This window comes from uncultured Oscillibacter sp., from assembly GCF_950073225.1.
Classification (GTDB): Bacteria; Bacillota; Clostridia; order Oscillospirales; family Oscillospiraceae; genus Oscillibacter.
The window spans coordinates 39,793-52,306 of record NZ_CATMPS010000014.1 but is presented as its reverse complement, the minus strand read 5'-3'; the positions used below and the strand labels follow the sequence as shown (position 1 = coordinate 52,306).

Genomic DNA, 12,514 nt, shown 5'->3' with positions numbered 1-12,514 from the left:
CCCATAACACTTTCAGCCCCGGAAGGACTTGCTCCTTCCGGGGCTTGTTTTACGTTTAAGGAGGTATATTTTACGAAAACAGGAGAAAACGGTAACAATTTATGTTCAATCTCGCTTTCTGGCGGCAAGGATTCGACAGCCATGCTCCTGCTGATGATCGAGAAGGAAATGCCCATTGACTGCGTTCTCTATGCGGATACCACCATGGAATTTCCCGAAATGGAGGCACATATCGCCAAACTGGACGAACATCTCTACCGGGAGCGTGGTATCCATATCACGACCCTGAGCCATCCCCACGGCTTTGAGTGGCTGATGCTGGACGTCCCCATGCAGCAGGAACGGGCCATAGCCAGACGGATTGCCAAGGGTCAGCCCCTTACCGGCTACGGCTGGCCCGCAATGCGGATACGCTGGTGTACCGGGCAACTCAAAACCCATCTGATGACCAAAGAGGTCAACCGGCTGAAAAAAGAGAAGAACGCTCTGCACCATATCGGCATTGCTGCTGATGAGGCCCACCGCTGTAAGGACGATCCGCAGAATCGCTATCCCCTGGTAGAGTGGGGGATCACCGAAGCCCAGGCGTTGCAGATTTGCTATAATCGAGGATTTGATTTCGGGGGACTGTATAAGATTTACCGCCGTGCCTCCTGCTGGTGCTGTCCCCTCCAACGCATTGACGAGCTGCGGAAACTGCGTACCCACCACCCGGAGCTGTGGGCGCGGCTGCGGGAGATGGACAACCGGGCACGGGCTATGTATGGCCCTGGTCCCCTGGGACAGTTCAAGAAGGATTGGAGCGTGGAGCGGCTGGAGGAACGCTTTGCCCGTGAGGAAAAGGAGGGCTGCGCCTGATGCACGTTCTCTGCCGTCTAGTGGTTCCGCCTTAGTTCTCATTGCCGTGCCTACATCAAAATTCGATTAGGAAGGAGTTGACTATTATGGAAATGTTTGCGGAGCATGACGCACAGCAAAAGCTGGGGGAAAGATTGGACGAAAGCCTCTTGAATCACGCAAAGGCCCTTTCTACGGCGGACAGACCTCAGATCGTGCAAGTGTATGGACTGCAAGCCTTGGCGGAAATTCACTGCTATCTGAAAACGGTGCATCAGTTTGACCCTGCCGAGGTAGAGGCCCTTCTGCAATTTAATGACCCGCTGGTGGCGGCGAGCCTCTGTTGGGAGGAAAATTCCCATGAGTACAGTTTTCCCATCTGCGATCTGCTGCGGGAGACAGGGGCAAAGGAGCGCCTGCCTCTGGCGGAGCCTGAGCCGCCGAAAAAGCTCTCTGTGCGGGAACAGTTGCGTTCCGCTATGAAGAAGGCCCGCCAACAGCTCGCCCCGGCAGAACGGCCCAGGGGTGATGAGGGGCGCTGATGCAACCAGCCGCCGCTTGTGAGAACGGGGTAATCTCTATTCTAACAATAAGACCAATCACGCTCAAAGTCGCCAACGCCTATGTAGTGCAGTATCATCGGCACAACCAGCTCACAAATGGACATAAGTGGTTTGTGGCCTACTATGACGGCGAAAGACTATGCGGCGTTGCAATAGCTGGACAACCCGTGGCACGGAGACTGGATGATGGATTGACGATTGAAATAAGGCGTGTCTGTACGGATGGGACCCGTAATGCTTGCAGCATTTTATATGGAGCGTGTGCCAGAATTGCACGCGAAATGGGCTATAAGCGGATCATTACATACACGCTTGCTTCAGAACCGGGAACAAGTCTGCGGGCAAGCGGATTTGAAGATCACGGCGAGGCTGACGGGGTGTCCTGGAATATGCCCGGACGCCCACGGGAGATCATGCAGGAAACGGCCCAAGGTCCTGTGCAAAAATACTCGCTGGGAAAGAAAAGGCGGTGGGAAAAACATTTTAGTACAGGAAGGGGGTAAATCATCATGCAGGACGAAGTGCGGGACAAATCCGTAGCACTGGCAATCAAGGTGAGCAAGACCGGCGGCAGACTGACCTCCGATTTGCTCAAATGGGCCATGCGGAAGTACATGGCGCAATCCCAAAATCCGAAAATCCATCACGGCAAGCAGACTGTAAAGCAGCTTGTCGGGCAGGGAACGGGCGTGAAAAGTATTGATATTACGGAGAAAAATATCAAATCCTTTGAACGTGTGGCAAAAAAATATGGCATTGATTTTGCGCTGAAAAAGAACCCGGGGAAAGGCGAATACTACGTCTTTTTCAAAGCGCGGGATGATGATGCCATGCAAGCCGCCTTTGCCGAGTACGCCGCCAAGACTGTCCAGCGCAAGGCCCCGGAGAAGCCCTCTGTGCTGCAACAGCTCTCCCATTTCAAGGAGACGGTCAAGAACATGGCGCGGGATACGGCCAAGAACAGGGACAAAGGGGGCCATGAGCTGTGAAATTTGACTTGAAAAAGTTTCTCATCCTCAATTTCCCCTATGTGTTCATCTTCTGGTTTTTCAACCGTGTGGGCGAGGGCTACCGGCTGGCGGCTGGCGCGGATGTGGTGGCAAAGAGCATGGGGGCAATTTCCAGCCTGGGGGAGATCATTTCCCACAACCCTCTCCCCAGCTTCCACCTCCAGGACCTCCTTGTGGGGTTGATCGGCGCAGCCTGTGTCCGGGCGGCGGTCTATATCAAGGCCAAGAACACCAAGAAGTACCGCCACGGAGTAGAATATGGCTCCGCACGATGGGGCACGGCGGAGGACATTAAGCCCTTCATTGCCCCTAAGTTTGACCAGAATATCCTCCTGACGCAGACCGAGCGCGTCATGGTAGGCCGCAACAAGATTCCCAAGTACAACATCAATAAAAATGTGCTGGTGATCGGCGGCTCCGGCTCCGGCAAGACCCGTTTCCATATTAAGCCCAACCTCATGCAGATGAACGCTTCGTATATTGTTACTGACCCGAAAGGTACAGTGGTCAAGGAATGTGGCAAAATGCTCCAACAAGGCGGATATGTTATAAAAATCCTCAATACTATTAACTTCAAGCAGTCTATGAGGTACAATCCGTTCAAATACATCTACTGCGAGAACGACATTCTGAAGCTGGTCAACTGCATTATGGAGAACACCAAGGGCGAGGACAGCAAGGGCGGCGAAGATTTTTGGGCCAAAGCCGAAGCCTTGTACTATCAGGCGTTGATCGCCTATATCTGGTATGAGGCCCCGGAGGAAGAAAAAAACATGACCACGCTGCTGGAAATGTTAAACGCCTCGGAAGTGCGGGAAGATGACGAAAACTTCAAAAATGCCGTGGATTTGATGTTTGAACAGTTGGAAAGCCGGGACCCGGATCACTTCGCCGTCCGGCAGTACAAGAAGTACAAAATGGCAGCGGGCAAAACAGCGAAGTCGATCCTGATTTCCTGTGGCGCACGAATGGCCCCCTTTGATATTAAGGAGGTCCGCCAGCTTATGGAGGGTGACGACCTGGAGCTGGACAAGATCGGGGACCGGAAAACGGCGCTGTTCTGTATCGTCTCCGATACGGATATGACCTTCAATTTCATCTCGGCCATGGTCTACACACAGATGTTCAACGTCCTGTGCGACAAGGCTTTAGAGAACGGCGGCGCGTTGAAAACCCACGTCACCTGTCTGCTGGACGAGTTCGCCAACCAGAAGATTCCAAACTTCCAACATCTTATCAGCGTGATTCGCTCCCGCGAAATTTCCGCCCATATCGTGGTCCAGACGCAGAGCCAGCTCAAGGCCGTTTATAAGGACCACGCGGAGACGATTATCGGCAACTGTTCCTGTGTGTTGTTCCTCGGAGGCAAGGAAAGAAGCACCTTAAAGGAGATTTCCGAAACTTTAGGGAAGGAAACCATTGATCTATATAACACCTCTGACACCAGAGGGAGCCAGCGGAGCATGGGTGTAAACTACCAAAAATTAGGGAAGGAACTCATGACAACCGACGAACTGGCGGTAATGGACAACAGCAAGTGCATTTTGCAGGTGCAGGGCGTAAGACCGTTCTTCTCTGAAAAATATGATATTACCAAGCACCCGCAATACAAATACTTGCTGGATTCCAGCAAGAAGAACTACTTTGATATTGCAAAATATCTGAGCCACAGGCTGACCGTTCGGCCTGATGATGTTTTCGAGTGCTGTGAGCTGGAGGCCCCGGCTGCGCCGGAGAAACCTGCTCACGGCTGATTCTATATCCGCATAGCGCGGAACCAATCCCTGACCGTCTGGCCGGACAGGCTGCTTTTGATAGCTGTTACTCAAAAGCCACGTTCCCGGCCCGGTAGAGTCGCTGACTGACACCATCAGTCAGCGGTTTTTATATTTCTGGGGAGATTCTCCCATCACTTTCAAACTAATATTTTCAACATTATGGAGGTAGTTTTATGGAATTTTTCACTTCTGCTATTGACACTTTGAAGGTTCTTGTGGTCGCGTTGGGCGCTGGTCTGGGTGTGTGGGGCGTCATTAACCTGCTGGAAGGTTATGGCAACGATAACCCCGGTGCGAAGTCCCAAGGCATGAAAGTGCTACACCAGCCTGACCAACGGCGCGGTGGAAATTCCCCTGAAAGACCTGGGAACCGGCCAGCAGATTACCGTTCAAGCGGCGGACCATGCCGGGAATTATTCGCAGACGTATCAGGTGAAGAATCCCAACTACAAAGCACCCGCCGCCAGCCAGTCCACCCAGGGCCAGAAGCCCACAACCACCACGCCGGTGAAGCCTCCGGCCACCTCTGCCACCAATCCGCCCTCCGGTTCGGCCAGCGTGACCCCGGACCCGGAGGGTCAGCTTTCCGCCAAGCCCCTGACCCCGGACGGGCAGGGCACGGTGGTGGACAATGTGACGGACCAGGACAGCAAGGAATTTTTCACCTTCACCACCCCCAGCGAGAACACCTTTTATCTGGTGATTGACAAGCAGCGGGAGAGTGAAAATGTCTATTTTCTCAACGCTGTCACGGAATCCGACCTTTTTGCCCTGGCGGAGAAGGACAAGGAGCCGGAGGACAACAACGTTTCCGCTATTCCCGACCCGGAGCCGGTCTGCAACTGCGAGGACAAGTGCGCTCCCGGCGAGGTTGACACCGATTGCCCCGTCTGCCCCCTGACCATGAAGGACTGCACCGGCAAGGTCCCCGCCGCTGACCCGGAGGGCGATAAGGACCCGGAGCCGGAAAAGCCGGAGAAGGGTAGCTCCAGTACCATGATTCTGGTGGTAATTGCGGCTCTGGCCGTAGGCGGCGCTGGGTACTATCTGAAAATTTACAAGCCCAAGCACGATCTGGACGATGCGGAGGATTTTGACGAACTGACCGGCGAGGACGAGGAAACGGTCAACGAGGACGATCTGGAACCCGCCCCCCGGCGCGGTCCCTGCGAGGAGCCGGAGGAACCGGACTACCAGGAATACTACGGCTACGAGGAACCGGAGGATGAGGAATGACCCGTTTCACCGACAGTCCTTATGAACGCATAATGATCCAGGTTCCCACGGAGCGGCGGGAGGTCCACGGACCTCCCGCCCTTTCTCCCGGCCATCCCTGCTATGGCTGTCCCTATGGCCGTGACGTACCCTGCCTGGGTGTGTGCTATCGAAAATTGATAAAGGGAAGTGGTAAAAATGCGACATAACCTTGTAATTGCGGAAAAGCCCTCGGTTGCCATGAGCATCGCCAAGGTGCTGGAGGCAACAAGTCGGAAGGACGGCTATATGGAGGGCGGCGGCTGGCTGGTTAGCTGGTGTGTGGGCCATCTGGTAGAGCTGGCCCCGGCTGACGCATACGACCCCAAATATTCCAAGTGGAATTACGCCGATCTGCCCATTATCCCCGACTTGTGGCGGTTTCAAGTTTTGCCGGACACCAAGAAGCAGTTTAACATCCTGCGCCAGCTTATGAACCGGGAGGATGTGGACACGGTAATTTGCGCCACGGATGCCGGACGGGAGGGTGAGCTGATTTTCCGGCTGACCTATAACCTTTGTAAATGCACGAAGCCCGTCAAGCGGCTGTGGATTTCCTCCATGGAGGAATCCGCTATCCGCAAGGGTTTTGATAATCTGGCAGACGGCCAGAAGTACGACAACCTCTACACCGCCGCCCTCTGCCGCGCCAAGGCTGACTGGCTCGTTGGCATCAATGGGACCCGGCTGTTTACCACGCTGTATAAAGGCAAGACGCTGAACGTGGGCCGGGTGCTGACCCCCACGCTCACCCTTCTGGCGGAACGGGAGGCGGCGATTGAGCATTTCAAGAAGGAAAAATTCTACATTGTGGAGTTGACCACCCAGGGCCTCCGGGCCGTCAGCGGCAAGTTCAATTCTAAAACGGACGCGGAAGCCCTGCGGTCCTCCTGCCTGGGCAAAACCGCCGTGGTTCAGTCTGTCACCCGGAAAGACAAAACCGAGCGTCCCCCGAAACTCTACGATTTAACTACTCTCCAGCGGGAGGCTAACCGCCTCTTTGACTACACCGCCCAGCAGACCCTTGACTACCTCCAATCTCTCTATGAGAAGCGGCTGGCAACCTACCCCCGGACGGACAGCCGCTATCTGACCGAGGATATGGCGGAGGGCCTGCCCGTCCTCTGCTCCACTGTGGCTGGTGCGCTGTCCTTCCTGGCGGGCCAGCCCCTCCCGGTATGCGCTGCTCAGGTGGTGGACAGCTCCAAAGTGACTGACCACCACGCCGTCATTCCCACGGCGGAGATCGCCGGTGCTGACCTTGCCGCCCTGCCCACCGGGGAGCGGAACATCCTCCGCATGATCGCCGTCCGGCTGCTGTGCGCCGTGGGCGAGGCCCATACTTATGCGGAGACTGCCGTTACGCTGGACTGTGGCGGCGCTTCTTTTATGACTAAGGGCCGCACGGTGACGGCGCTAGGCTGGAAGGGAACGGAGAAAGCCTTCTTATCCACACTGAAGCAGAAAGCCGAGGAACCGGCCCCGGCGCTCCCGGCGCTGTCCGAGGGCCAGCGGTTGGAGAGTGCGGACGCTCTGCTGAAGCAGGGCACTACGTCTCCCCCGGCACGGTTCACCGAGGACACCTTGCTCTCCGCCATGGAACACGCCAGCGCGGAGGACTTTGCTGCTCTGGAATCTGTGGAGCGGACCGGCCTGGGCACACCCGCCACCCGCGCCGCCACCATTGAAAAGCTGGTGAAGTCTGGCTTTGTGGAGCGCAAGAAGAAACAGCTCATTCCTACGGAGAAGGGACTGGCCCTGTTCTGGGCCATGCCCGACCAGCTCAAGTCCGCCAAGCTGACAGCGGAGTGGGAGGACCGGCTGGGGGCCGTGGAACGGGGTGAGCTGGCCCCGGAGGACTTCATGGCGGGGATTACCGCCATGCTCACCGATTTGGTAAAAGCCTATCGGAATGTGAACGTAACCCCGTCCCCTCTCTCCGATTCCGGGCGGGCAGTGATTGGCAAATGCCCCCGCTGCGGCAAAAATGTGGTGGAGGGCAAAAAGAGCTTTTACTGCGAGGGCTACCACGATACCCCCTCCTGCGGCTTTGCGCTGTGGAAAAACGACCGCTTCTTTACCAGCAAGCGCAAGGAGCTGACAAAGAAAATCGCCGCTTCTCTCCTGAAAACCGGGTGCGCGGCTGTCACCGGCCTGTTTTCTGAGAAGAAGGGCGTTTTCTATGACGCCACCGTTGTCCTGAACGATGACGGCGGCAAATTTGTCCGCTTCAAGCTGGAATTTGACAACAACAAATCTACTGAAAAGAAAGGAACGTGAGAATGAATATGAACAACAATATTTTTGACCGCCGTTTGAAGGCGATTCTGTCCGCCAGCGGTGTGGAGCGCGGGGAGCTGGCTCGTCACCTGGGCGTGTCCGTGCCCACGGTGAACCGCTGGCTTAACGGCATCAGCACCCCCAACGCCTACCAGTTCCGGGCTATTGCACACTATTTCGGTATGCCCTACGACTGGTTCCTGGAGGACGAGGGTGGCGTCCCCAACGCGGACGATATGGCCGTCAAGCTGGGCCTGTCCCCGGAGACAGTGGAGGCCCTGCTGGAGCTGGCTGACTCCGAGAGCGAGGAAGTGCTGACGGCGGTGGACGATGCCGTCTGCGCCGTGATCACCGCCATCAACGCTGTGTATGGCGATCTGCTGGAGATTGCTGAGAGCAGCGGAGGTTGAGCCTATGAGAGATGTGGAACAGGTCGTTGCGGGCCTGAAAGCGGAAACTGTCCGTGGACTCACAAAGGAGAACGCCCGCCCAGAGGCTCAACTGGCGTGGTACTGGACCTATATCGGTTCTCTTGATATGGCACAGCAGTTGGGGCTAATCAATGATACGCGCCGCCAGGAGCTTTATAGGGAAGTAGCGCAATTTAAGCCCAAGTATGAAATAAAAGCTGTTCAGGAAGTGAACCATTTAGCGGCTGCGGAAATGAGTGTGGAGGGCAACTACAACCAGATTGACGGCATCATCAATAACGAGGCCCCCAAGCCTGTTGTGGAGGCATCCGAGAATGAGGCCCTTTACCTGGTGGGCGGTACTGCGTATCTTCATATCCAGACCAGCGAGGATGATCGTGAGTATACCTGTGACGATTGCTTTGCCACCTATGACTACACCCTCTATGATAAGGAAACCATGCGGCTGATAGACGGTGGGCGGATGGAGGTCGTTGCGGATATACAGGATACCCCCAGCCAGATTCACCGGCTGGCCGCACAGAACATCTTAGAGTGCCAGACGCTCCTGGGCGCTTCTTCCATTGAATCCGTGTCTATGGACATTCTGGAAACCTTACAAGTTGCGAAGGAAGTTATTGTCAGGAGTGAGGCCCCCAAGCCCTCCCTCCTGGACAATCTGCGCCAGTGCCAGGAGGAAGCCGGACGGTCCCAGGGCGGGGCCGCTCCCTCCAACCCCAGCCGGGACCCGGAGAGGTGACGCCATGCGACTGACCAACATCGAAAAGGAAACGGTTATCAACTTCAACGAGGCAGAGCGCACGGCCAGCGTCTACACCCACAACGAGGCTTTGAAGCATCAGCTTTTGGAGCTGTGCCAGTCCCACCCGGAACAGGTGCGCCAGACCGCCGTCAACGCTTGGGGCGGGCTGACGTTTGAACTGCCGAAGAAGTGGCTGAAGGTATCATCGCCCCGCATCCTCTCCCCGGCGCAGAGGGCTGTGCTGGATAAGATGAACCAAAACAAGCGAACGAGCGGCTGACCGCCCATATTGCCCGGAGCGGGATATTTCATCCATTTCGGGCTTCTCTATACTGAAACGAGGAGGTATTCATGGCAAGCAAACTGCAATTTGTATCGGAGCTGGCAGCTCACACCGCCCAAACCGTCACGCGGGATGTGGACGGCTGGAAACGGTATTTGGGTACCGCAAGCCGTCTCTACAAATATCGTTTTGATGAACAGCTTTTGATCTACGCCCAGCGCCCGGACGCTACGGCCTGCGCCAGCATGGAGCTGTGGAATGAAACCATGCGGCGATGGGTGAAGCCCCATTCCAAGGGCATCGCTCTCATTCGGAACAATAAGTGGGGTAAACCCCGCTTGGAATATGTCTTTGATGTGGCGGACACCCGCCCGGTGCGGGGAGCTCGTGAGCCGTATCTGTGGGAAATGACAGAGGAAAAATATGGCGCTGTTGCGGAGGCATTGGAGCGGCAGTATGGTCCCAGCGTCGAACTAGACATTGGCTGGCGGCTCATGGAACAGGCCAGTTGTGCCGTGGGGGAAGCCTACCGGGACTACCTGGAGGACCTGCGTCATGACACGCGGGGCAGCTTTTTTGAGGAATTGGACGATCTCAGCCTGGAGGTCCACTTTCGGAATATCCTCACCGCCAGCGTCCAGTACACCGTCCTGACCCGCTGCGGCCTGGACCCCAGCGATTACCTGGAGGACGAGGACCTTGCGAACATTACCGAGTTTTCCACCCCCGCCGTCCTCCACCACTTGGGTAATGCCGCCAGCAAGGTTTCCATGGACCTTCTCAACGAAATTGGCCGCGCCGTCAAAGCCTTTGACCGGGAACAGGCAAAAAATAAAGAAAAAAATATTGAAAAACCTCTTGCAAAATCGCCTGAGATCGACTATACTAAGGCCAAGGAAGAGTTTAGCGCTGTAAAGCGCGAAAGCGAAGAAAGGAGCGTCAACCATGACGAAAGAACTGACTTACAAGCAAGCGGGCGATTACCTGATTCCCGACCTGACGCTGGACGGAGCGGAGGACCTGGAGGAAATGCCCCTGGGCAAGTACGGGATGCTGAGGGAGACGTTCCTGGAGGAACGCCACGCCGGGACATACACCTCCATGCTGCTGACGGGACGGCTGTACCCCCACCTGCGGGAGATCGACCGGCAGGCGCGGGAGCAGGTGGACCGGATGGTGGCCGACTTGAAGGAGCAGAACGGAGTGGACGAAGCGATGAAGGCCCGCGATCAGACGGGCTGGGTTCAGGCGGTGAACAGCTTCACGGCCCAGGCGGAGGAGATCGTGCTGGCGGAGATCGTCTACAAGTAAATCAGGAACAGCAGGAGACGGCGGGCGAACAGCCCGCCGTTTCTGCGTCCAAAGAAGAAACGCTATACCCTGCGGAGCCGGACCTTTCGTTGTTCTCCCTGTTCCCTACGGTAGAGGAACAGATTGAGAATATCGCCCAGGCCCAAGCAGAGGACCAGCGGACAGCCCAGCAGCAAACCACCCTTCCTGCCGGACAGGTGCCGGAGGCGGTCATTGGCTACGCCCTCACTAGCGGAGGCAACCGTTCTCACAGCATTGAGCGCATTGTGGCCTTCTTCCAGAAGGGTCCCACCGGTTCCGCCGCCGCTTCCTTCATGGCAAAGGAATTTGGCGAGGGTGGCAAGGGCGTTACCATTGACGGACAGGAATACTCCCTATGGTTTAATCAGGAAGGATTTCGTATCGCACCGGGACGGTCCGCTTTTGGTCCCGGCAGTACCCTTGTTACCTGGGTGAACGCCGCCGCTATGACCTCCAACCTCCTGCGGGATGGAACATTCGCCGCGCAGGATAAAATTGACGCCGCTCCCGACAACGAAGTGCGGGAACTGGCTGAAAAGCTATGGTATCTCCGCCAGGATTTCAGCGACAGCGCAAAGGAGCGGAATCTTATGCCCATCATTTCTCAGCACTTCTTGGGCAAAGGTTTTCCGGACGATACAAAGGAAATCGCTGAACTGCTGAAATTCCCGGTCCACCGCCAGCAGATTTTGCAGGAGCTGGACGCATTTATGGTCGAATACAGATACCGCCCGGACCTCCTGCGCTTCCGCAAAATCCATGACCCGGAGGAACTGTTCAGAAGCATTGACCGTTTATCTGCGGTAAAAGAGCAATATAAAGAGGTAGAGGGCTTTGCCCCGGCAAAGGCCAGCTTCATCACCGAGGATGAAATTACCCAGCTTTTACGTCGCGGCGGCAATATATCCGAGGCCAAACTGCGTATTTACGCCTATTTTAAGCAGGGTCATGACCCCAAGGAGTGCGCCGACTTTCTGAAAAGCAGCTATGGCGAAGGCGGACACTGCTGCACCGGCTACGACGAGAACCATGGCACCAAGGGGATCAGTCTCACCCGTGAGGATGAAGAATCCGGCTATAAGGGCTATGATACGGTCACGCTGAACTGGAACCAGGTGCAAAAGCGCGTCCGGGCGTTGGTTGACAGTGGGCAGTATCTCAACGATCAGGAAAAGGCGTACCTTCCGGTTTATGAGAAAGTAACCCTTGCCCGGCGGATTTATCATTTTTACAGTATGGACCCCAACCGGACCAATCCCCCCGGCAACGATATGGACGCCGCCGTGAAGAGAATCCGGGCTATTCTGGAATCTGATGATTCCAAGAAACAATCTGAATTGTACGGCGAGATGTTCAACATCATGAACGCTGTCTCCCTGGACAGCCCGGTATACCAACGGATGACGCCCGCCCTGCGGGATATGGAGACATTCATGCGGGGTGAATATTCTCTGTATGAACCTCTGCCGGAAGCTGTTTTGCAGGCGGAGCGTCAGGCGAAACAGACAGCAAAGGAGGCCCGGCGTGCGGTCCCCGCACCCCAACGCACACCTTCCGAGGCCCCGCCTGATTCTGGGGACCGGCTGGCGGCTGCGGCCCGTGCCCTGACGAACAAGCGGCGCACTCCGGCACAGGAGAACCAGAGCGGCCAATTCAGCTTGTTCTCCCCGGCAGCGTCCGCCCCGCTGGAGCCAGGACCGCCCGCACCTGCGCCGGAGGTCCAGCCGCCAGCGCCGCCCCAGGCCCCGGAGCAGAGCAGTACCTTCGTCCCATCCCCGTATTCGGCCTATAAGGCCATCAAGGAAGCCCACCCAGACGGCATTGTGCTGTATCAGGTGGGCGACTTCTTTGAGATGTACGGCGAGGACGCCAGGACCGCCGCACCTCTATTCGTATCTTCAGCGGTCCATCCAGGCCGTGCGGGACCTTGTTGCCAAGGCCCGCACCGCTGTCCTGGGCACGGAAGATTCCGCACCTCCCCCGCCTCCCTCTGAACCGGAGCCG

At 56.4% G+C, this 12,514-nt stretch carries 14 protein-coding genes and 1 pseudogene; 14 read left to right on the top strand and 1 reads right to left on the bottom strand.

Annotated elements, in window-relative coordinates; all coding sequences use genetic code 11:
* Positions 1 to 108: 108 nt before the first annotated feature.
* The 12 genes and pseudogenes from Q1M04_RS08855 (at position 109) to Q1M04_RS08805 (ending at position 9,175) form a co-directional block, all read left to right on the top strand.
* On the top strand, positions 109 to 858 hold the full coding sequence (locus Q1M04_RS08855; protein ID WP_279380508.1) for a phosphoadenosine phosphosulfate reductase family protein: 750 nt from the start codon (positions 109 to 111) through the stop codon (positions 856 to 858).
* A gap of 86 nt (positions 859 to 944) precedes the next feature.
* Positions 945 to 1,379 carry a hypothetical protein gene (locus tag Q1M04_RS08850; RefSeq protein WP_243413932.1) on the top strand — a complete coding sequence of 145 codons (435 nt, stop codon included), beginning with the start codon at positions 945 to 947 and terminating at the stop codon, positions 1,377 to 1,379.
* The gene (locus tag Q1M04_RS16155) at positions 1,379 to 1,903 is read left to right on the top strand and encodes an XF1762 family protein (protein WP_366140820.1); all 525 of its coding nucleotides are present in this window, start codon (positions 1,379 to 1,381) and stop codon (positions 1,901 to 1,903) included. Before Q1M04_RS08850 ends, Q1M04_RS16155 begins: the two co-directional genes overlap by 1 nt.
* Before the next feature lie 6 nt (positions 1,904 to 1,909).
* Positions 1,910 to 2,389, top strand: coding sequence for a PcfB family protein (locus tag Q1M04_RS08845; RefSeq protein WP_204790082.1), 480 nt, complete (start codon positions 1,910 to 1,912; stop codon positions 2,387 to 2,389).
* Positions 2,386 to 4,164 carry a VirD4-like conjugal transfer protein, CD1115 family gene (locus Q1M04_RS08840; protein ID WP_204790081.1) on the top strand — a complete coding sequence of 593 codons (1,779 nt, stop codon included), beginning with the start codon at positions 2,386 to 2,388 and terminating at the stop codon, positions 4,162 to 4,164. Before Q1M04_RS08845 ends, Q1M04_RS08840 begins: the two co-directional genes overlap by 4 nt.
* A gap of 197 nt (positions 4,165 to 4,361) precedes the next feature.
* A pseudogene (locus Q1M04_RS08835) lies at positions 4,362 to 4,508 on the top strand (Maff2 family mobile element protein); the annotation flags it as partial.
* Positions 4,509 to 4,530: 22 nt separating this feature from the next.
* A complete protein-coding gene (locus Q1M04_RS08830) occupies positions 4,531 to 5,424 on the top strand; it encodes a DUF4366 domain-containing protein (protein WP_300447412.1) in 894 nt (297 codons plus the stop codon).
* A complete protein-coding gene (locus Q1M04_RS08825; RefSeq protein ID WP_297311956.1) occupies positions 5,421 to 5,612 on the top strand; it encodes a hypothetical protein in 192 nt (63 codons plus the stop codon). The genes Q1M04_RS08830 and Q1M04_RS08825 overlap by 4 nt, the downstream gene beginning before the upstream one ends.
* Complete coding sequence (locus Q1M04_RS08820) at positions 5,602 to 7,722, top strand: DNA topoisomerase 3 (protein WP_300447409.1); 2,121 nt, start codon at positions 5,602 to 5,604, stop codon at positions 7,720 to 7,722. The genes Q1M04_RS08825 and Q1M04_RS08820 overlap by 11 nt, the downstream gene beginning before the upstream one ends.
* Before the next feature lie 8 nt (positions 7,723 to 7,730).
* Positions 7,731 to 8,132, top strand: coding sequence for a helix-turn-helix domain-containing protein (locus Q1M04_RS08815; RefSeq protein ID WP_297311959.1), 402 nt, complete (start codon positions 7,731 to 7,733; stop codon positions 8,130 to 8,132).
* 4 nt (positions 8,133 to 8,136) lie between these two features.
* The gene (locus Q1M04_RS08810; RefSeq protein ID WP_300447405.1) at positions 8,137 to 8,892 is read left to right on the top strand and encodes a DUF4316 domain-containing protein; all 756 of its coding nucleotides are present in this window, start codon (positions 8,137 to 8,139) and stop codon (positions 8,890 to 8,892) included.
* A gap of 4 nt (positions 8,893 to 8,896) precedes the next feature.
* Positions 8,897 to 9,175 (top strand): hypothetical protein, encoded by a 279-nt coding sequence (locus Q1M04_RS08805; RefSeq protein ID WP_297311961.1) that lies wholly within the window; start codon positions 8,897 to 8,899, stop codon positions 9,173 to 9,175.
* Between the two features lie 476 nt (positions 9,176 to 9,651).
* Here the strand turns inward: Q1M04_RS08805 and Q1M04_RS08800 are convergent, their stop codons facing one another.
* On the bottom strand, positions 9,652 to 10,125 hold the full coding sequence (locus tag Q1M04_RS08800) for a hypothetical protein (protein WP_204789852.1): 474 nt from the start codon (positions 10,123 to 10,125) through the stop codon (positions 9,652 to 9,654).
* Here Q1M04_RS08800 and Q1M04_RS08795 point away from each other — a divergent pair.
* Positions 10,124 to 10,489, top strand: coding sequence for a TnpV protein (locus tag Q1M04_RS08795; RefSeq protein ID WP_300347355.1), 366 nt, complete (start codon positions 10,124 to 10,126; stop codon positions 10,487 to 10,489). The genes Q1M04_RS08800 and Q1M04_RS08795 overlap by 2 nt on opposite strands.
* Before the next feature lie 89 nt (positions 10,490 to 10,578).
* Entirely contained in the window at positions 10,579 to 12,504 is a 1,926-nt protein-coding gene (locus tag Q1M04_RS08790) for a hypothetical protein (protein ID WP_300347353.1), read from the top strand.
* The last annotated feature ends 10 nt before the right edge of the window (positions 12,505 to 12,514 follow it).

Bases quoted from the DNA above. Each gene is read 5' to 3' on its own strand.
- Q1M04_RS08850 (WP_243413932.1), top strand. From the start codon at position 945: ATGGAAATGTTTGCGGAGCATGACGCACAGCAAAAGCTGGGGGAAAGA.
- Q1M04_RS16155 (WP_366140820.1), top strand. From the start codon at position 1,379: ATGCAACCAGCCGCCGCTTGTGAGAACGGGGTAATCTCTATTCTAACA.
- Q1M04_RS08845 (WP_204790082.1), top strand. From the start codon at position 1,910: ATGCAGGACGAAGTGCGGGACAAATCCGTAGCACTGGCAATCAAGGTG.
- Q1M04_RS08825 (WP_297311956.1), top strand. From the start codon at position 5,421: ATGACCCGTTTCACCGACAGTCCTTATGAACGCATAATGATCCAGGTT.
- Q1M04_RS08820 (WP_300447409.1), top strand. From the start codon at position 5,602: ATGCGACATAACCTTGTAATTGCGGAAAAGCCCTCGGTTGCCATGAGC.
- Q1M04_RS08815 (WP_297311959.1), top strand. From the start codon at position 7,731: ATGAACAACAATATTTTTGACCGCCGTTTGAAGGCGATTCTGTCCGCC.
- Q1M04_RS08810 (WP_300447405.1), top strand. From the start codon at position 8,137: ATGAGAGATGTGGAACAGGTCGTTGCGGGCCTGAAAGCGGAAACTGTC.
- Q1M04_RS08805 (WP_297311961.1), top strand. From the start codon at position 8,897: ATGCGACTGACCAACATCGAAAAGGAAACGGTTATCAACTTCAACGAG.
- Q1M04_RS08795 (WP_300347355.1), top strand. From the start codon at position 10,124: ATGACGAAAGAACTGACTTACAAGCAAGCGGGCGATTACCTGATTCCC.
- Q1M04_RS08800 (WP_204789852.1), bottom strand. From the start codon at position 10,125: ATGGTTGACGCTCCTTTCTTCGCTTTCGCGCTTTACAGCGCTAAACTC.